The 20,123-nt window shown below is 32.2% G+C and carries 21 protein-coding genes; 12 read left to right on the top strand and 9 right to left on the bottom strand.

The window, feature by feature from the left end; all coding sequences use genetic code 11:
• From ABJD66_RS16585 to ABJD66_RS16530, 12 genes are all read left to right on the top strand, one after another.
• Positions 1 to 732 (top strand): energy transducer TonB (locus tag ABJD66_RS16585; protein ID WP_348133723.1); only part of this gene is annotated, 732 nt, incomplete at its 5' end.
• Positions 733 to 1,051: 319 nt separating this feature from the next.
• Positions 1,052 to 2,071, top strand: a complete 1,020-nt coding sequence (locus ABJD66_RS16580) for a LacI family DNA-binding transcriptional regulator (RefSeq protein ID WP_100894857.1) — start codon at positions 1,052 to 1,054, stop codon at positions 2,069 to 2,071.
• A 107-nt stretch (positions 2,072 to 2,178) separates the two neighbouring features.
• A complete protein-coding gene (locus tag ABJD66_RS16575; protein ID WP_348133718.1) occupies positions 2,179 to 2,871 on the top strand; it encodes a glycerophosphodiester phosphodiesterase family protein in 693 nt (230 codons plus the stop codon).
• The gene (locus ABJD66_RS16570; protein WP_348133715.1) at positions 2,871 to 4,151 is read left to right on the top strand and encodes an NAD(P)/FAD-dependent oxidoreductase; all 1,281 of its coding nucleotides are present in this window, start codon (positions 2,871 to 2,873) and stop codon (positions 4,149 to 4,151) included. The genes ABJD66_RS16575 and ABJD66_RS16570 overlap by 1 nt, the downstream gene beginning before the upstream one ends.
• On the top strand, positions 4,148 to 4,690 hold the full coding sequence (locus tag ABJD66_RS16565) for a DUF1697 domain-containing protein (protein ID WP_348133712.1): 543 nt from the start codon (positions 4,148 to 4,150) through the stop codon (positions 4,688 to 4,690). Before ABJD66_RS16570 ends, ABJD66_RS16565 begins: the two co-directional genes overlap by 4 nt.
• A gap of 74 nt (positions 4,691 to 4,764) precedes the next feature.
• On the top strand, positions 4,765 to 5,847 hold the full coding sequence (gene mvaD / locus ABJD66_RS16560) for a diphosphomevalonate decarboxylase (protein ID WP_348133709.1): 1,083 nt from the start codon (positions 4,765 to 4,767) through the stop codon (positions 5,845 to 5,847).
• A gap of 22 nt (positions 5,848 to 5,869) precedes the next feature.
• Positions 5,870 to 6,805 carry a mevalonate kinase gene (locus tag ABJD66_RS16555; protein WP_303543020.1) on the top strand — a complete coding sequence of 312 codons (936 nt, stop codon included), beginning with the start codon at positions 5,870 to 5,872 and terminating at the stop codon, positions 6,803 to 6,805.
• A gap of 18 nt (positions 6,806 to 6,823) precedes the next feature.
• Positions 6,824 to 7,729 (top strand): geranylgeranylglycerol-phosphate geranylgeranyltransferase, encoded by a 906-nt coding sequence (locus ABJD66_RS16550; protein WP_100894863.1) that lies wholly within the window; start codon positions 6,824 to 6,826, stop codon positions 7,727 to 7,729.
• Positions 7,729 to 8,679 (top strand): carbon-nitrogen hydrolase family protein, encoded by a 951-nt coding sequence (locus ABJD66_RS16545; protein ID WP_348133705.1) that lies wholly within the window; start codon positions 7,729 to 7,731, stop codon positions 8,677 to 8,679. Before ABJD66_RS16550 ends, ABJD66_RS16545 begins: the two co-directional genes overlap by 1 nt.
• 38 nt (positions 8,680 to 8,717) lie before the next feature.
• Positions 8,718 to 8,948 (top strand): hypothetical protein, encoded by a 231-nt coding sequence (locus ABJD66_RS16540; protein WP_348133702.1) that lies wholly within the window; start codon positions 8,718 to 8,720, stop codon positions 8,946 to 8,948.
• 1 nt (position 8,949) lies between these two features.
• Entirely contained in the window at positions 8,950 to 10,026 is a 1,077-nt protein-coding gene (locus ABJD66_RS16535; protein WP_348133699.1) for a hypothetical protein, read from the top strand.
• A gap of 189 nt (positions 10,027 to 10,215) precedes the next feature.
• Positions 10,216 to 11,052, top strand: a complete 837-nt coding sequence (locus ABJD66_RS16530; RefSeq protein ID WP_100894867.1) for a S4 domain-containing protein — start codon at positions 10,216 to 10,218, stop codon at positions 11,050 to 11,052.
• Positions 11,053 to 11,285: 233 nt separating this feature from the next.
• Here ABJD66_RS16530 and argH read toward each other — a convergent pair whose 3' ends face one another.
• The 9 genes from argH to ABJD66_RS16485 are packed head-to-tail and all read right to left on the bottom strand — an operon-like array spanning position 11,286 to position 20,116.
• On the bottom strand, positions 11,286 to 12,560 hold the full coding sequence (gene argH, locus ABJD66_RS16525; protein ID WP_348133695.1) for an argininosuccinate lyase: 1,275 nt from the start codon (positions 12,558 to 12,560) through the stop codon (positions 11,286 to 11,288).
• Between the two features lie 30 nt (positions 12,561 to 12,590).
• Complete coding sequence (locus ABJD66_RS16520) at positions 12,591 to 13,652, bottom strand: M20 family metallo-hydrolase (RefSeq protein ID WP_348133692.1); 1,062 nt, start codon at positions 13,650 to 13,652, stop codon at positions 12,591 to 12,593.
• A gap of 1 nt (position 13,653) precedes the next feature.
• Complete coding sequence (argB, locus tag ABJD66_RS16515) at positions 13,654 to 14,433, bottom strand: acetylglutamate kinase (protein WP_348133689.1); 780 nt, start codon at positions 14,431 to 14,433, stop codon at positions 13,654 to 13,656.
• Positions 14,434 to 14,435: 2 nt separating this feature from the next.
• On the bottom strand, positions 14,436 to 15,374 hold the full coding sequence (locus ABJD66_RS16510) for an acetylornithine carbamoyltransferase (protein ID WP_348133686.1): 939 nt from the start codon (positions 15,372 to 15,374) through the stop codon (positions 14,436 to 14,438).
• Positions 15,374 to 16,507 (bottom strand): aminotransferase class III-fold pyridoxal phosphate-dependent enzyme, encoded by a 1,134-nt coding sequence (locus tag ABJD66_RS16505; protein WP_348133683.1) that lies wholly within the window; start codon positions 16,505 to 16,507, stop codon positions 15,374 to 15,376. The genes ABJD66_RS16510 and ABJD66_RS16505 overlap by 1 nt, the downstream gene beginning before the upstream one ends.
• Before the next feature lie 2 nt (positions 16,508 to 16,509).
• Complete coding sequence (gene proC / locus ABJD66_RS16500; protein WP_348133680.1) at positions 16,510 to 17,307, bottom strand: pyrroline-5-carboxylate reductase; 798 nt, start codon at positions 17,305 to 17,307, stop codon at positions 16,510 to 16,512.
• A gap of 25 nt (positions 17,308 to 17,332) precedes the next feature.
• Positions 17,333 to 18,307 carry an N-acetyl-gamma-glutamyl-phosphate reductase gene (argC, locus tag ABJD66_RS16495; protein WP_348133677.1) on the bottom strand — a complete coding sequence of 325 codons (975 nt, stop codon included), beginning with the start codon at positions 18,305 to 18,307 and terminating at the stop codon, positions 17,333 to 17,335.
• Positions 18,308 to 18,312: 5 nt separating this feature from the next.
• Complete coding sequence (locus ABJD66_RS16490; RefSeq protein ID WP_100894875.1) at positions 18,313 to 19,497, bottom strand: argininosuccinate synthase domain-containing protein; 1,185 nt, start codon at positions 19,495 to 19,497, stop codon at positions 18,313 to 18,315.
• Positions 19,490 to 20,116, bottom strand: a complete 627-nt coding sequence (locus ABJD66_RS16485; RefSeq protein WP_100894876.1) for a GNAT family N-acetyltransferase — start codon at positions 20,114 to 20,116, stop codon at positions 19,490 to 19,492. The genes ABJD66_RS16490 and ABJD66_RS16485 overlap by 8 nt, the downstream gene beginning before the upstream one ends.
• Positions 20,117 to 20,123: the final 7 nt, after the last annotated feature.

Below are 20,123 nucleotides of genomic sequence, written 5' to 3'. Positions count from 1 at the left end.
AAAAGAGCTTGTTTTAATGATAAAATAAATGAACATATTAGAAAACATTTTAGTTATCCAGAATCTGCACAAAAAGAAGGAGTACAAGGTAGAGTTTCTGTGCGTTTTGTAATTATGGAAGATGGCAAAATGGGTAAGTTGCAAACTCGCGGGCCAGCTGTAATACTAGAGGAGGAAGCAATACGTATTATAAAATTATTGCCAAATTTTAAACCAGGTAAGCAAAGAGGGCAAAATGTAAGAGTTCCTTTTTCATTGCCAATTTCATTTAGGTTAACGCCAGAGAGTGATAAAGAAAAATTAACTAACGATGTAAAGGCAGCTTTATTACGTAAAGAACAAGAAGAAAAAGATAGGTTGTATAAAGACGCAAAAGAAGTTCCTTTTTCTGTAATAGATGAGGTTCCTGTTTTTCCAGGTTGTGAAAATGCTACAGATAAAAAAGCTTGTTTTAATGATAAAATAAATGAACATATTAGAAAACATTTTAGTTATCCAGAATCTGCACAAAAAGAAGGAGTACAAGGTAGAGTTTCTGTGCGTTTTGTTATGATGGAGGACGGTAGCATTGGTAAAATTCAGATGCGTGGACCAGATGTTAGATTGGAAGAAGTTGCGTTGAATATTATAAAAAAATTACCAAATGTTACACCAGGTAAGCAAAGAGGAAAAGCCGTGAAAGTTCCTTTTTCATTGCCAATTACATTTAAGCTGCAGAAAAAAAATGACTAAAAGTTTTTATGCAATACAATTAATTGTTCTGTTTTTAACTTTAAAAGCTGGGGCGCAATCCTCGGCTTTTAAAATTGCAGAGGTAATTAAAGCAAAAATCAGAGTCTAAAGACTCTAGTAGTCAGTATTTTGTAGTGTTTGCAGAAAAACGAATTTCAGAATTAAAGAGTGAGATTTTTGCGAAAGGCGGATAAATTTTAGTAGATAATTGTCAATTTCTTCAATCTAAGACAAATTTAAAATCACAATCTGCTTTTATTATTTTAGAATATTGTTTTTTATATGTACATTCATCTGTTAGAAAAAAACAAAGTTCATTTTGAAAAAAGTTATCACCCTTAAACACATAGCAAGAGAGTTAGAAGTGTCTATATCTACTGTTTCTAAAGCACTTAAAAATAGTGAAGAAATAAGCAGAGATACCAAAGAGCGTATACAAGCTTATGCAAAACTTTACAACTACAGACCAAACAATATTGCAATTAGCTTAAAAAATAAGCGAACAAAAAATATAGGGGTAATTATACCAGATATTGTACATCATTTTTTTACAACTGTAGTACGTGGTATAGAGAGTTATGCCAATTCTAAAGGGTATAATGTTATCGTTTGCCTTTCTGATGAGTCTTTTGATAAAGAAGTTATAAATATGGAAATGCTTGCCAATGGTAGTATAGATGGTTTTATAATGTCTTTGTCTGTAGAAACACAATTAAAAAATGACTACAATCACCTTAAAGAAATTACAGACCAAGGTATTCCTTTGGTAATGTTTGATAGGGTTACTGATGAAATTGAGTGCGATAAAGTAATTATAAATGATAGAGAAGGTGCTTATTTAGCAGTTAAAAAATTAATAGCAAACGGACGTAAAAAAATAGCATTAATTACCACAGATAATTATTTAAGTATTGGTAAACAGCGTACAGAAGGATATTGTGATGCTTTGCGTGACCATGGTTTAGAGGTAAATGAAAACCTAATTTTAAGCTTGCCACAAATGAAAATGGATGAGCAAGCCATTAGCGATTTTTATGACAGAGAAGAGGTAGATGCTGTTTTATGTGTACATGAGTTATTTGCAATGTATAGTATGCGTGTAGCACTTAAAAGAGGATTAAAAGTGCCAGAAGATATAGAGTTTATTGGCTTTACAGATGGTAATTTGTCTAAATACGCTTATCCAAGTTTAACTGCAATTGCACAACATGGAGAGCAAATGGGAGAAATGGCTTCTAAAATGCTAATAGAAAAAATTGAAAGCGAAAAAGAAGAAGAAACCTATGTTACAGAGGTGTTGCAATCTACACTAGTAGAACGCGAGTCCACTAAAAATTAAGAATTAAAAATAGAAGACAAAGGACTAAAGCTAAGTTTTAGTCCTTTTTTTTATGCAGTTTTTTTACAATTTTACTTTGTGTATTTTTACTGTAAATACTAGTTTGTATGACTAAAAAATTACTTGTTATTGGCCATAGAGGAGCAATGGGTCATGAGACCGAAAATACTTTGGCTTCTATTAAAAAAGCCTTAGAATTAAAGGTTGATATGATAGAGATTGATGTTTTTAAAATTAAAAGCGGAGAAATTATTGTATTTCATGATGATGAGGTAAATAGACTAACAAATAGTACAGGCAGGGTTGAGGATTATTCGTGGCAACAACTACAAGAGCTTACACTTGTAGGCAACCATAAAATACCATTACTAACAACTGTTTTAGACACTATTAATGCTAAAGTTCCTGTAAATATTGAGCTAAAAGGAGCAGGCACAGCAAAAGATGTAAACACAATACTAGAGGGTTATATCAATACAAAAAACTGGAAATTAGACCAGTTTTTTATTTCTAGCTTTAATTGGGATGAGCTAATAGCAATGAGATCAATTAATAGCAAAATAGCTATTGGTGTGTTAACAGAAGAAGATCCGTTACAAGCAATACCTATGGCAAAACAATTGGGAGCACTAAGTATAAACCCAGATGAAAAAGATATTACAGCAGCTGTTGTAGCTACTATAAAAGGAGAAGGTTTTAAACTGTATACGTACACTGTTAATGCCCCAGAAAATATAATAAAAATGAAAAATTTACTTGTAGATGGTATATTTACAAATTATCCAGAACGTATATATTAATGTTTGATGTTATTATAATTGGCGGAGGCGCCGCAGGTTTTTTTACAGCTATACAAATTGCAGAACAAAATAGTAGTTTAAAAGTTGCTATTTTAGAGCGCGGTAAAACAGTTTTAGCCAAAGTAAAAGTTTCTGGTGGTGGTAGATGCAATGTAACGCATGCCGAGTTTAATCCGGCAGACTTGGTGCTTAATTACCCGCGTGGAGAAAAAGAGTTACTAGGACCTTTTCATAGTTTTTGCACAGGAGATACTATGGCCTTTTTTGAAGAAAGAGGTGTGCCATTAAAAATAGAAGAAGACGGTCGTATTTTTCCACAAAGCGACTCATCACAAAGTATTATTGACTGTTTTATTAATGAAACAGAACGTTTAGGCATTAAGGTAATGAAACTTTGTCCGGTTTCTAATATTGCTTATGCAGATAAAAACAAGCCAGAATTAGGCTTTTTTGTAACTACTCCTAAAAAAGAGTTTCAAGCTAAAAAAGTAGTTGTAGCAACAGGTAGTAATCCTAAAATATGGAATTTACTAGAAGGTTTGGGACATAAAATTGTGCCGCCAGTACCATCGCTTTTTACATTTAATATAAAAGATAGTCGTATTACAGGTATTCCTGGTGTGAGTACCACAGCCAGAGTTACTGTTTTTGATTCTAAAAAAGGCAAAACAAAAGTATCTAGCAAAATAAAAACTACGGTTAGTAAAAAACCATTGTTAGAGGCAGAAGGTCCTTTGTTAATTACACATTGGGGAATGAGTGGGCCAGCAATTTTAAAATTATCTGCTTGGGGAGCAACGCTATTGCACGCAAAAAATTACCAGTTTATAGTACAAGTAAATTGGTTGCCAGATATGGTTCCGGGTGCAGTTTTAGAGTATTTAAATTCGGTAAAAGAAACAGATCCTAAAAAAACAATTTTGCGTACAAAAATATTAGATATTCCTAGGCGTTTGTGGGTAAACTTGGTAAAAGCAGCAGACATAGATGAAACTGTAAAATGGGCTACAGCTACCAAAATACAGCTGCAAAATTTAGCAGATCAGTTAACAGAAAGCGAGTTTTCTGTAAACGGAAAAAGCACCTTTAAAGAGGAATTTGTAACCGCTGGCGGTATAGATTTAAAAGAGGTAAACTTTAAAACATATGAAAGTAAAGTAGCAAAAAACCTGTATTTTGCTGGGGAAGTTATAAATGTAGATGCCATAACTGGAGGTTTTAATTTTCAGAACGCGTGGACAGGTGGTTTTATAGCAGCACAAGCAATTTCTAAATTATGATAACTTATATAGCGCTTTTAAGAGGTATAAACGTTAGTGGTAAAAATAAAATTTTAATGGCAGATTTAAAGCAAATGCTATTACAATTAGAACTCTCTAATATTACAACCTACATACAAAGTGGTAATGTTGTTTTTACTTCTGATGAGGTTGATGCAACTGTTTTATCAGAAAAAATACACACTAAAATTTTAAACACTTTTAAGTTAGATGTTCCTGTTTTAGTGATAGCATCATCAACCTTACAAGCAATTTTTAAGAACAATCCGTTTTTGTCTGAAGAAGAAAAAGAAATTTACTTTGTATTGTTGGCAACTAAACCTAACGCAACGTTAGTATCAGAAATAAACAAAGGAACATATGCTACAGAAAAGTTTACAATTACAGACCATTGTGTGTATTTGCATTGCTTAAACGGTTTTGGTAAGGCAAAATGTAACAATAACTTTTTTGAGCGTAAACTAAAAGTGCAAGCCACAACCAGAAACTACAAAACAATGGCTAAGCTTATAAGTTTATGTGAGGCTTTAGAAGCTTAAAATATATTTTTATATTGCCATATAACCCAAATCTACTGGGAATTTTATTTTTATATTTGCTAAAATTTTAAAATATGACCCAAGAGGAGTTTGTGCCTAAAGCGTATACAAATGCAGCTTTAGAAGGAACCGTAAAATGGAAATCGCCCAGTAATATTGCTTTGATAAAATATTGGGGTAAAAAAGATAATCAAATTCCTGCAAACCCATCTATTAGTTTTACTTTAGATGCCTGTGCAACAACAACCTCTGTTACGTATAAAAAGTTAGATAGTAAGGCTGATAATTTTTCATTCGATTTATTTTTTGAAGGAAAACCTAAAGAAGATTTTAAACCAAAAATTGAAACTTTTTTAACTAGAATTGAAGCTTATCTTCCGTTTTTAAAGGAGTATCATTTTAAAATAGAAACATCAAACTCTTTTCCGCACAGTAGTGGTATAGCGTCATCTGCCAGTGGTATGTCTGCTTTGGCGTTGTGTTTTATGAGTTTAGAGAAAAAACTAAATCCGTCTATAACAACAGCATTTTTTAATAATAAAGCATCATTTTTAGCACGTTTGGGCTCTGGTAGTGCTTGCCGTAGTATAGAAGGTCCGTTGGTACAATGGGGAAATCATAAAAAAACAGAAGGTAGTACAGATTTGTTTGGTATAAAATACCCAAACGAGGTACATTCGGTTTTTAAAAATTACCACGATACTATACTGTTAGTAGACAAGGGACAAAAGCAAGTAAGCAGTACAGTTGGTCATAATTTAATGCACAACCACCCATTTGCTAAAGAACGTTTTGCACAAGCACATACAAATTTAAACGAGTTGCAAACAGTTTTTAAAGAGGGTAATTTAAAAAGATTTGTAGAAATTGTAGAGAGTGAGGCGTTAACCCTGCACGCTATGATGATGACAAGTATGCCGTATTTTATTTTGATGAAACCTAATACATTGCAGATTATCAATAAGATATGGGAATTTAGGGCAATAAATAAGTCAAATATTTGTTTTACCTTAGATGCAGGTGCAAACGTACACGTTTTGTACCCAGAAAACGAAAAACAAGTAGTGTACCAGTTTATTAAAGATGAGCTTGTTGCATATTGCGAAAACGAGCAGTATCTTTGTGATAGAATTGGTTTAGGCGCTAAACAATTGTAAATTAGTAATTAGATATTTAAAAATGAAAGGACCTTTATTTTACTCAAAAATTCTATTATTTGGAGAGTACGGAATCATAAAAGATTCTAAAGGACTTTCTATACCTTATAATTTTTTTAAAGGAGCATTAAAATCTTCTGATGAATTAACTGATGAGGCTAAAAAATCTAACGAGAGTTTACAACGTTTTGCTCTTTATTTAGAAAAAGTATCTGCAGAAGATAATAGCTTTTCTTTTGATATTGAAGCTTTAAAAGCAGACGTTGAGCAAGGTATGTATTTTGATAGCTCTATACCGCAAGGGTACGGAGTAGGTAGTAGTGGCGCGCTTGTTGCTGCTGTTTACCATAAATACGCACACAATAAAATTACTGTTCTAGAGAATTTAACTAAAGATAAATTGCTTACGCTTAAAGGGATTTTTGGTAAAATGGAATCTTTTTTTCACGGTAAATCTTCTGGTTTAGATCCTTTAAATAGTTATTTAAGTTTACCAATTTTAATAAACTCTAAAGATAATATAGAGTCTACAAGTATACCGTCTCAAAATAACCAAGGTACAGGAGCTGTATTTTTGTTAGATAGTGGTATAATTGGCGAAACTGCGCCAATGGTGCAGCTTTTTATGGAGCGTATGAAAGAAGATGGTTTTAGGCATATGCTTAAAGACCAGTTTATAAAACATACAGATGCTTGTGTTGAAGATTTTATTAGCGGTAACGTAAAATCTTTGTTTGGTAATATAAAACAACTATCTCACGTAGTGTTAGATCATTTTAAACCAATGATTCCGTCTCAGTTTCATAAACTATGGAAACACGGTATAGACACTAACAAATACTACTTAAAACTTTGTGGTTCTGGCGGCGGCGGTTATATCTTAGGTTTTACAGAGGATATAGATAGTGCACGTAAAGAACTTAAAGATTATAACTTAGAGGTAGTTTATAATTTCTAAAATTTTCATTTTTACTTTATGCTTAACAGAAAGAACAAACACCTTGTTTTAAAGTTCTTAAGTCTGTTTTCTGTGGTTAGAGGTTACAATATTTTAGTAATTGCTCTGGCTCAATATTTGGCATCAATTTACATACTGGCGCCAAACTTACCATTGCGTAGAGTAGTTTTTGATCTTAATTTATTTATAATAGTACTTGTATCAGCAATGGTTATTGCATCGGGCTACATTATTAATAATTTTTACGACTCGGAGAAAGATCTTATCAACAAACCTAAAAAAACAATGTTAGACAGGTTGGTGAGTCAGCGTACCAAGTTAACAACCTATTTTGTACTTAACTTTTTGGCTGTGTTTTTTGCCAGTTACGTATCATTTAAAGCTGTACTTTTTTTCTCGTCTTATATTTTTGGAATCTGGTACTATTCACATAAATTAAAAAAGATACCATTTTTAGGTAACTTTGTGTCTGCAACATTAGCTATAACACCTTTTTTTGTGGTTTTTGTGTATTATAAAAACTTTGAAACAGTAATTTTTGTACACGCAATTTTCTTGTTTTTACTCATTTTAGCACGTGAAATGATAAAAGATTTAGAAAACATAGCAGGAGATTTAGCTCAAAATTACAAAACAATTCCTGTGATTTACGGTGCAAAAACCTCTAAAATTGCAATTACTATTCTTATAGCATCTAGTCTTGTACCATCATTATTACTTATTTATAATTTTGATGTTGGCCATATGCACTACTACTTTAAATTGGCGGTTTTACTATTAGTTATTTTTTTAATATTTCTATGGAAATCAGACACCAAAAAGCAATACAATACATTACATAATATCTTAAAGTTTGTAATTATAAGCGGTGTTTTTAGTATTTTGTTGGTCGATATAAATCTCGTCCTAAACAGAATTTTATAATGAACAACATTTTAAAAGTTGGTTTGGCTCAAATTTCTCCGGTTTGGCTAGACAAAGAAGCTACATTAAAAAAAATTGAACATACAATTGTTGCAGCCGCAGAACAAAAAACAGAACTTTTAGTTTTTGGAGAAGCATTGTTACCTGGTTATCCTTTTTGGTTGGCGCACACCAATGGTGCTTCATGGGATTTAAAAGTAAATAAAGAAATACACGCACATTACGTTCGTAATTCTATACAAGTAGAGGCAGGAGAGTTAAACAGCATATGTGCATTAGCTAAAACTCATAAAATGGCCATTTATTTGGGTATTATGGAACGTGCTAAAGACAGAGGCGGACACAGTATTTATTGTTCTTTAGTATACATAAATGAAAAAGGTGAAATAAAATCTGTACACAGAAAATTACAACCAACGTATGATGAGCGCTTAACTTGGGCGCCGGGAGACGGCAACGGTTTGCAAGTACACCCTTTAAAAGATTTTACAGTAGGCGGCTTAAATTGCTGGGAAAATTGGATGCCTTTACCAAGAGCAGCATTGTATGGTTTAGGAGAGAATTTGCACATAGCAGTTTGGCCAGGTAGTGATTACAATACCAAAGATATTACAAGGTTTATAGCACGTGAATCTCGTAGTTTTGTTATTTCTGTATCATCTTTAATGAGAAAAGAAGATTTCCCTAAAAACACACCACACTTAAGTAAAATTTTAGAAAATGCTCCAGATGTTTTAGCTAATGGAGGCTCTTGTATTGCAGGTCCAGATGGCGAGTGGGTAGTAGCACCTATTTTACACAAAGAAGGAGTAATCTGCCAAAAAATAGACTTTAATAGGGTGTATGAAGAACGACAAAACTTTGATCCCGTTGGGCATTACTCAAGACCAGATGTTACTAATTTACAAGTAAATAGAGAGCGACAAAGCACTGTTACGTTTAAAGATTAATTTTTTAGTTTAATTATTTATTTAACGGCACAAGCAAGATGCTTGCGTTAGCGGGGGCTAATAAAAATAATTTAAAAGAACTTTGGAAAAAAGCATTTCAAAACACAGATACCAGCAAAGGACCTACTAAAACTGAAATATTTAATAATATTGATATAAGCTTAAAACAATCCTTATTTGGTCAAAACACAAATACTCAATTTCAAATATTTGAAAGTGTAGTTAATGATACAAATTCAAACCTTTATAAATTTATAAAAGCACAATAATATGTTTTTGCAAATAGAAAAAAAAGAACTAATAAGAAATTTTTTAGTCTCAGAAAATCTAATTTTAAGAGTTAATAATGACTTTGAATTATTTAAAAATGAAGTTTTCATTTCTGATAAAGTATTGGATAATAGTTATGAGAATTTTAAAGAAAAAATTATCTATTCAGATAAAACAGGAACTTGGATAGATAAAAATAAATTTGAAAATTTATCCTATTTAAAAAATAGTAAAGATTTACGCAATGAAACAATTATATTTTCTGGTGATTTTAAACTTGACTATCCAAATTTTTCAAACAAATATTATCTATACAATTTAAAAACAAGAGAAAAGAAATTTCTTCTAAAATTTAAAAATTTATTTTATTTTTTTCGTAAGAATACCTTTTTGTTCTTTTCTGATAAAATTAAAATTTATTCTTTCATAATATCTGATGATGCCTTTGTTTGGCAATTCAATTTAGAAACTTTAGGTAAGTTTGAAGACAGAGATGGCAACTTACAAAACTATGAAGTTCTTAAATTTATAGGTGCTTGGCAGAACTCTATATTAGTTGCGTGTTCTGGACAATTGGTTTTAGATATTAATAGTAACACAGGTGAACTAAATAGAAAATGGCAAGCATTGCCTGGTTATGGAAGTTCTGCTTTTCAAGGGCGTTTGCAACATAAAATACCTTCTACTGATGGTTTTCAGCTAGATATTTCTAAATCGTACCTATACCATTTAGCAGGTGCTTATATAGTAACAATAGATTTAGTTACTGGCAAAGCAGATTATCAGTCATTAAAAAATGCTTTAGAAGAGCACGTATTTTCTGGTTTTAGGTGGAGTACTGGCTATGCAGAAGATGAAACTCACATTTATACTATAGCAGAAATGAACCGTTTAAAGTTAGGTTTAGACTATATACCGCAATGTATTGTTGCATTTAATAAAAAAACACTAAAAATAGATTGGCACTATAGGTTTGAAGGAGATTGGATAAAAACTGAGATTCCTCAAATAGCCAATAATAAACTATATCAACTTAGCGGAGATAACACATTATATATTTTTAAAAAAGAAGAATAAATTAGCTTAACTAAAGTGTAGTAGGAGCGTTGTAAATTCAGTAAGCTAAAATAGTAATTCTAATTCAGATGTTACTAATTTACAAGTAAATAGAGAACAACAAAGCACTGTTACGTTTAAAGATTAATTAGTTAAACTATTATATAGTTATTCAAATTCCTTTGCTACCTTTGCAAAAAATATAATACAATGAGTAAATCTGACTATAATAAGGACAGAAAATCTTCAGGAAAGGATAATGGAGGAACAAGAAAGAGGAATTTTACTGGTTCAGGTGCTCCAAAACCAAAAAATACTCCAAAGCCATTTAATCCAGATTCTATAAGATTAAATAAATATGTTGCTAATTCTGGAGTATGTTCTAGAAGAGAAGCAGATGTTTTTATTGCTGCTGGTAGTGTTACCGTAAATGGTAAAGTAGTATCAGAAATGGGATATAAAGTAAAACTATCAGACGTTGTTAAGTTTGACGGTAGGCACTTAAACCCGGAAAAAAGAGAATACGTTTTATTAAACAAACCAAAAGACTTTAGTACAATGGTAAGAAACGAGCAAGGGAAAAGAAACGTTGCTGGTTTAATTTCTAATGCATCTAAAGCTACGTTATTGCCAGTAGATAAAATGGCAAAAGCATCTACAGGGTTATTGTTGTTTACTAATGATATGGAGCTAACAAGACGTTTAGTTAACCCTAAAAATGGTTTACGTAAAATTTATCATGTAGAATTATCTAAAGCATTAAGTGCTGCAGATTTAAAAAAGATTCAAGACGGTATTGCTATTGATGAAAAAGTAGTAAACGTACACGATATTAGCTATGTAGATAACGCACCTAAGAACCAAGTTGGTATTGAACTTTTTAGTAGTAGAAGTAATATTGTTACTAAAATTTTTGAACACCTAGGTTATGAAGTTGCTAAATTAGACAGAGTAATTTACGGTGGTTTAACTAAAAAAGATTTACCACGCGGACACTGGCGTTACTTAACAAAACAAGAAGTTGTTAACCTAGGAATGGTTAATTAATAAAAAAAGCCGTGTTTTTAAAAACACGGCTTTTTTTATTTCTAATATTTACCAGACACTTAATACCAAAATAGCAGCAAGGATAATATAAACAAGAATAGCTTTCATATTTTACATTTTTAGTTTGATGTAAAATTAGCTAGAGAAAAATATTTTTAATAGCTGACTTATAGCCAAAATAAAACCCCTGAGATCAGGGGTTTTATTTTTGTTTAGGGGAAAAGGTGTAAAATTTAATCAATTAATTTATTTCTAATTTCTTGCAAGCATAAATTACCCAAGCTGCCTTGGTGTGTGTGTTTAATATCTTTTTTAGGAGAAAAAGTACCTTCATTAATTTCTATGCCCATTTTTTTATAAGCATCTCTAAATGGTATTCCGCTTAAAACCAACTCGTTTAAGGTGTCTACGCTAAATAAATAATCATATTTAGGATCCTCTAAAATAGCTTCATTTACACGTACTTCTTTTAAGCTAAAAGTCAGTATTTCTAAACAAGCTTTAATGTCTTGTATTGCAGGTATAATAACTTCTTTTACCAACTGTAAATCTCTGTGGTAGCCACTAGGTAAGTTGTTTGTTATTAAAATTAATTGGTTAGGTATAGCTTGTAGTTTGTTGCATTTACCACGTATTAACTCAAAAACATCTGGGTTTTTCTTATGTGGCATAATGCTAGAACCCGTTGTAAGCTCATCTGGGAAAGAAATAAAATTAAAATTCTGACTCATATACAAACAAATATCCATTGCCATTTTAGATAGGGTAGCGGCTACATTGCTAATGCCAAAAGCAGTAGCTTTTTCTACTTTACCACGACCCATTTGCGCAGCAACAACATTGTATTTTTGTGTAGCAAAGCCCATTTCTTTAGTAGTAAAATCTCTGTCTATAGGAAAAGAACTTCCGTAACCAGCAGCACTACCAAGCGGATTTTGATCTGCTATTTTGTATGCAGCATCAACAAAATATAAATCATCTATTAAACTCTCTGCATAGGCAGAAAACCAGAGTCCAAAGGAAGATGGCATAGCAATTTGCAAATGCGTATAACCAGGTAATAGTACACCTTTATATTTTTCGGCAAGGTTTAAAAGCAGGTCAAATAAAACTTTTACTTCGCTCTTAATTTCTTGTAATTCATCTTTTAAATACAAATGCATAGCCACTAAAACCTGATCGTTTCTAGAACGTGCTGTATGTATTTTTTTGCCAGTATCTCCTAGTTTTTCGGTTAGTATAAACTCTATTTTAGAGTGCATATCCTCAAAAGAATCTTCAATAACAAAAGTTCCTTTTTCTATAGTTTTTGCAATTTCATTAAGCTCTTTTACCAAACTTTCTGCTTCTTGTGCTGTAATAAGCCCTATTTTGCCAAGCATTTTTGCATGAGCTTTAGACGCTATAACATCGTATTTAGCAAGTAGCAAATCTAATTCTCTATCGTTGCCAACAGTAAAGTGATCTATTTTTTTATCGGTACTAAATCCTTTATCCCAAAGTTTCATAATCTTTTTGTTTTTATAGTTGATTGCTTATTACAGAAACCCGTTTAATATTTTAATATATAAATCTATACCTTCTTCAATTTCATTTACATAAATAAATTCATCTGCAGAATGTGATCTAGTGCTGTCACCTGGACCTAATTTTAAAGATTGACACGTAAGTGCCGCTTGGTCTGATAGTGTTGGTGAACCATAAGTTTCTCTTTCTAAAGCAATACCAGATTGCACTAAAGGGTGGCTAATATCTATAGCTGATGAATTTAATTTTAAACCACGCGGAGTAAGCTTGCAAGGAGCTTCTTTTTGTAACATCTCTGCAACCTCTTTATTTGTATATTTATCATTAACCCTAACATCTATAACCAAGTCTACTTTAGCAGGTACAACATTATGTTGCTTGCCAGCATTAATTTGTGTTACCGTAAGTTTTACTTCGCCTAAAACATCAGAAACTTTAGAAAAAGTATAATTTTTAAACCACTCTAACACCTTTATAGTGTTGTAAATAGAATTATCATTATTAGGGTGCGCTGCATGAGATGGTGTTCCTTTTACTTCTGCGTCAAAAACAACAAGTCCTTTTTCTGCAATAGCCAACTGCATTAAAGTAGGTTCACCTACAATAGCAACATCTATTTTTGGTAGTTTAGGTAGTAAACCTCTTAAGCTATTTGGTCCGGCAGATTCTTCTTCCATAGATGCAACCATAAGTATGTTGTGGTTTAAGTTCTCTGCGTTGTAGTAGTGAACAAATGTAGCCAATAAAGACACCAAACAACCACCAGCATCATTACTACCTAAGCCGTATAATTTTCCGTCTTCTATATGCGGATTAAATGGATCTTTTGTGTAAGCAGAGTTTGGTTTTACAGTGTCATGATGCGAGTTTAAAAGCAGAGTTGGTTTGCTATTATCCCAATATTTGTTTTTTGCATAAACATTGTTATTGTCTCTAGTAAACGGAATATTAAAACTTGTAAACCAGTTTCCTATTGCATTTGCAGTTTTATCTTCTTCAGAAGAGAACGATTGTATAGATATTAGTTCTTTTAATAAATCTATAGCCTTTTCTGTAAGCTGTTTTTGTTCCATTTTATAATGTTATAGTGGTGTAAAGCGTTTCATTTTTATTTAACATAGAAACATCTCCTATGCAGACCGTAGTTACTTTTTTGTGCAATGCATTAAAGCAGTTCTCAAGTTTTGGGAGCATACCATCTGCAATTATCTTACTATCTAAAAGTTCTTTGTAAGTGTCTGTATTTAATTGTTTTACTACAGATTTATTATTAGTTACGTCTAGTAAAACACCTTTTTTCTCAAAGCAATAATACAAAGTAGTATTGTATAAGCTACTCATTGCAATTGCAATTTCAGAAGCAATAGTATCTGCATTGGTGTTTAGTAATTGCCCAGATTTATTATGTGTAAGTGCACAAAAAACAGGAGTCCATTTGTTTTGTAGCATAGTATTAATAGCGTTGCTATTAACAGTTACAATATCACCTGCAAAGCCATAATCTATGTCTTTTACTGGTCTTTTTACTGCTTGTATAACATTAGCATCTGCACCGCTTAATCCTATAGCGTTACAATTTATACTTTGTAATTTAGACACAATGTTTTTATTAGCCAAACCACCATATACCATTGTAATTAACTCTAAACTTTGTGCGTCTGTAATACGTCTTCCGTTTATAAGTGTAGATTCTATACCTAGTTTTTTTCCGAGTTCTGTAGCTAATTTTCCGCCACCGTGAACTAATATTTTTAGGCCTTCAATTTTAGAAAAAGCAATTAAAAACTTACTTAGTTCTTCTTTGTTCTCTATTACGTTGCCGCCAATTTTTACAATGGATAATTTTTGTGCCATGGTTACTGGTTTTCTAATATTTTTTTTAGTGCTATTTGTGCAGCAAAAGTTCTGTTATTGGCTTGTTCTATTACTAAAGATTGGTTGCTGTCTAAAACAGCATCTTCTACAATTACATTTCTACGTACAGGCAAGCAGTGCATAAATTTAGCAGCTCCTAATTTTTTTAAAGTAATTGTCCAGTTTTTATCTTGATTTATAGTTTTACCATAATCTTGATAACTACTCCAGTTTTTAACGTATACAAAATCAGCGTTTTCTAAAGCCTTCTCTTGGTCATATTCTATAGTGGTATTTTTTGTAATATCAGTATTTAACTCGTACCCTTTTGGGTGTGTAATTACAAAGTCAGCATCTTGCAAATGCATCATTTCTACAAAAGAATTGGCTACTGCGTGCGGTAAAGCTTTAGGATGTGGAGCCCAAGAAAGTACAACTTTTGGTTTAGGTTTTGCATTATTTTCTTCCAAAGTAATAGCGTCTGCCAATGCTTGTAACGGGTGGCCAACAGAACTTTCCATATTTAAAATAGGAACTGTGGCGTGTTTTATAAATCCGTTAATAACCAATTCTGCCTCATCTTCTTCTTTATCTTGTAAATTTGCAAAGGCTCTAATACCAATAACATCACAGTACTGAGAAACTACCTGTGCAGCTTCTTTAATGTGTTCAGATTTACCTTGGTCCATTACAGTGCCATCTGTAAATTCTAGTGTCCAACCTTCAGAGCCAAAATTCATTACAATAACCTCCATACCTAAGTTCTGGGCAGCCTTTTGTGTGCTTAACCGTGTTCTTAAACTGTTATTAAAAAATAATAATACAATGGTTTTATCTTCTCCTAAGTTTTTATGTTTTTTAGGGTTTTTCTTTAATTCTATGGCTTCATCAACCCAATTGGGAAGAGAATCTATATCTGTTATGGAAACGTAATTCTTCATTATAATTTATTTAATTCGGCTTGTAAAGCATCAAAAAACACATCTATTAAAGCTGTGGTTATGTTTAGCGCAGGCAGAATACGTAATAAGGTTTTATCTTTAGCTCCGCCAGTAAATACAAACTGATTGTATATCATTTTTTTTCTAAGATCACCAACTTCAAAATCAAACTGAAGTCCTAACATTAAACCACGACCTTTTACTTTTTTTATTTGTGGTATTGTAGCTGCTTGTTCTACAAAGTAGGTGTGCAATTTTGCCGCATTGCGTATTAAATCTTCTTGCTCTATAACTTCTAAAACTGCTAATGATGCAGCGCAAGCTAAATGGTTGCCACCAAAAGTAGTACCTAATAAACCGTAAGAGGCTTTTATTTTTTCTTGAATTAGAACACCACCAACAGGAAAACCATTACCCATACCTTTAGCAATTGTTACAATATCTGGTTTTATATTATGATGCTGGTAGGCAAAGAACTTTCCTGTTCTACCGTAACCAGACTGTACTTCATCTGCAATTAAAACAACATTGTGTTTTTTACATAATGCTTCTATATTTTGATAAAATTCTGTTGTAGGCTCGTCTAAACCACCAACACCTTGTACTGCCTCTAAAATAACAGCACAAACATCATCTTTTTCAATTTCGGAAGTAAAAGATTCAATATCATTAAATGCTAAAAAAGTTACTTTCTGTTGTTTGTTTATAGGTGCATTTATAGCAGCATTGTCTGTGGCAGCAACAGCAGCAGATGTTCTACCATGAAATCCGTTATTAAAAGCAATAACTCTAGATTTATTAGTGTAGAATGATGCTAATTTCAAGGCATTTTCATTAGCTTCTGCACCAGAATTGCATAAAAACAAATTGTAATTATGACAATTAGATAGCTCTACAAGTTTTTCTGCCAACTCACTTTGTAATGGGTTTTGTACAGCATTGCTATAAAAGCCAATTTTATCTAATTGTTCTTTAATTCTGCGCACATAATGTGGGTGAGAATGACCAATAGAAATAACTGCATGACCACCATAAAAATCTAAATATTCTTGACCTTTATCATCTATAACTTGACTGCCTTTTGCAGAAACCGGAGTTACATTGTATAAAGGGTATACATCAAATAAATTCATCCTTAATTTTTTACTTTAAACTCACTTATTTTGTCAAATGAAGCTACAATTCCTCTAATTAAAGAAGAGCTTAATCCTTGGTGCTCCATCTCGTTTAAACCTTTAATAGTGCAACCCATTGGCGTAGTTACACGGTCTATTTCTTGCTCAGGGTGGTTACCAGATTCTATTAATAAACTAGCGGCACCGTTACACGTATGCATTGCCAATTCTTGTGCTTCTTTAGCATCAAAGCCTAGTTGTATTGCTCCTTGCGTAGTAGCACGTATTAGTCGCATCCAAAAGGCAATTCCGCTAGCACAAATTACTGTAGCAGCTTGCATTTGACTTTCTGGAATTTCTAACGAATGTCCCATTCTATTAAAAATAGCTTTGGCTAATTCTATTCGTTTTTTACCCATTTCATTACTACAAACACACGTCATAGATTGTCCTACAGAAATAGCCGTATTTGGCATACTCCTAATAATATAGGTGTCTTTACCTAGTACAGCTTCAATTTTTTTAATACTAAAACCAGTTATGGTAGATATTATAATATGTTTTTCTGTAAGCAAATCTTTTACATCATTTAAAATACCTTCAAAATGATTGGGCTGTACAGCAAAAATTAATACGTCAGAATTTTTTACAGCCTCTCTATTGTCTGCAGTAACAGTTACGTTGCCATAAGTTTTATACTCTTCAATACTTTCTGTACTTCTTTTAGTTAAATACATTGTAGTTGCTCCGTTAGAGTTTAAAATACCTTTGGCAATAGATAATCCTAAGTTTCCGGCACCTATAATAGCTAGTTTCATATTGGTTTTATTTTTTAGATTGATGTTAAAATGCGGATGCTTTTAAGTTTAAACCTTCATCTTCATTAAAACCGTACATTAAATTCATATTCTGTATCGCTTGTCCAGATGCACCTTTTAGTAAATTATCTATAGCAGATGTAACTAATAAATTACCATTGTGTAGGTGTAAATGCAAGTGACATTGGTTGGTGTTTACTACTTGTTTTAAATGAATTTCTGAGTCTGATACGTTTGTAAATTTTGCATCAGCATAAAAATTAGTATACAGCTTGTAAGCATCTTCTAAACTCCCTTTGTATTTTGAGTAAGCAGTAACAAAAATGCCTCTAGCAAAATTTCCTCTTTGCGGAAGAAATAGTAACTCTCCAATTTCATAGTTGTAGCTCATTAAACTTTCTCCAATTTCTCCTAAATGTTGGTGTGTAAATGGCTTGTACCAAGATACATTGTTGTTTCGCCAGCTAAAATGGGTAGAGTCGCCCGGTTTTACGCCAGCGCCAGTACTGCCAGTTACTGCATTTATATGTACATCATTATGTAAAATATTTGCCTTAGCCAATGGTAATAATGCAAGCTGAATTGCTGTAGCAAAACAACCTGGATTAGCTATGTAATTAGCTGTTTTTATTTTATCCTTATTAGTTTCTGGCAAGCCGTAAATAAATTCTTTTCCGTTTAAAATAGCATCATTATGTAACCTAAAATCATTACTTAAATCTATGATTTTAGTGTTACTTGAAAATGAATTTTCTGTTAAGAAAGTGGTAGAATTACCGTGACCAAGACATAAAAAAACAAGGTCTACTTTTAAATTTACGTCACCAGTAAACTTAAGATCTGTTTGTCCTAATAAATCTGGATGTGCTGTTGTAATATTTTTACCAGCTCTAGTTGTGCTGTAAATGAAATCTATATTTACTTTAGGGTGATTTAAAAGTAACCTTATTAACTCACCACCTGTGTAACCAGAACCACCAATAATACCTATGTTAATCATCCTATTTAATTTTTATTTACGTGATTGTATATTTTACCAGAGTTAGATAAAATTTTAATAAACCCTTTTGCATCGTCAGCTGTCCATCCTTTATTCATTTCGCCATAACTACCAAAAGAAGCATTCATAAGATCATGTTTAGATGCTATTCCATTAAGCTCAAACCTGTATGGATGTAGCGTAATAAATACATCTCCGGAAACATTTTTTTGAGTGTCTTTAAGAAAAGCTTCAATGTTACGCATTACTTCATCTAGGTAATTACCCTCATGTAATAACATACCATAAAAGTTACCTTGTTGTTCTTTTTGGTATTGTTGCCATTTTGTAAGTGTGTGTTTTTCTAACAAATGGTGTGCTTTTATAATTAGTAATGATGCAGCAGCCTCAAAACCAACTCTACCTTTAATACCAATAATTGTATCGCCAACGTGTATATCTCTACCAATAGCAAATTTAGAAGCAACATCATTTAACTTTGTAATGTTGTTAATAGGCTTATCTTGTTCATCATTAATAGCGGTAAGTTCTCCTTTAGTAAAAGTTAACTTAACGTCTAAGGGGTTATTTTCTGTAAGCTGACTAGGATATGCAGTGTCTGGCAATGGAGAATGTGATGTTAGTGTTTCATCACCACCAACAGAAGTTCCCCAAAGCCCTTTGTTAATAGAGTATTTTGCCTTTTCCCAAGGGTAGTCAACACCATTTTCCTTTAAATATGCAATTTCTACTTCTCTAGATAATTGATTGTCTCTAATAGGGGTAATAATTTCTATTTCTGGTGCAATTATCTGAAAAATCATATCAAACCTAACCTGGTCATTACCAGCACCTGTACTACCGTGCGCAATATATTTTGCACCTATTTTTTTAGCGTGATTTACAATTTCTATAGCTTGTACAATACGTTCTGCACTAACAGATAATGGATATGTATTGTTTTTTAAAACATTACCAAAAATTAAATACTTTACAACTTTGTTATAAAAAGTCTGCACGGCATCTATAGAAGTATAGCTACTTGCGCCTAATTCTATGGCTTTCTTTTTAATGTTAGAAATTTCTTGTGTAGAGAAACCGCCAGTATTTACACTAACAGCGTGTACCTCAAAACCTTTGTCTTTTGATAAATATTTTGCGCAGTAAGACGTATCTAAACCACCGCTATATGCTAAAACTAATTTACTCATCTTTATTTTTCTTTTTTAAGAACAATTGTTCTTTTATGCTTTTTAATCTTTTAAATACTTTGCCATCTACCTCTTTTTTTTGGGTAGCTTTTTGTTTTGCAGCAGGATCGTACAACATACCAGTGCACAAACACATTTTTTGTTCTGTTCTGGTTAGTACATCAAAATTTTTACAAGTTTGGCAGCCTTTCCAAAATTCAGGGTCATCTGTAAGTTCAGAAAATGTAACAGGTTTGTAACCAAGCTCGTAGTTCATTTTCATAACAGCTAAGCCTGTAGTAATACCAAATATTTTTGCGTCAGGAAATTTTTCTCTAGAGAGCTTAAAAATTCGTTCTTTAATTTGTTTTGCAAGTCCAAGATTTCTAAAATCAGGATGAACAATAAGTCCAGAATTGGCAACAAATTTATTGTGTCCCCAAACCTCTATGTAACAAAAACCTGCAAATTTTTCTCCGTCTAATGCAATAACAGCATTACCATTTTGTAGCCTTTTTAAAATATATTCTGGCGTACGTTTGGCAATACCAGTACCGCGTACTTTGGCAGAATCTGTTATTGTATCAGAAATTATTTGCGCATATTTAATATGCGATGCATTAGCAATTACAATTCTCATTGAATGT

It is taken from the genome of Cellulophaga sp. (assembly GCF_039943695.1).
Lineage (GTDB): Bacteria > Bacteroidota > Bacteroidia > Flavobacteriales > Flavobacteriaceae > Cellulophaga.
The sequence above is the reverse complement of the archived record's forward strand: the minus strand, read 5'-3'. Positions and strand labels throughout refer to the sequence as shown.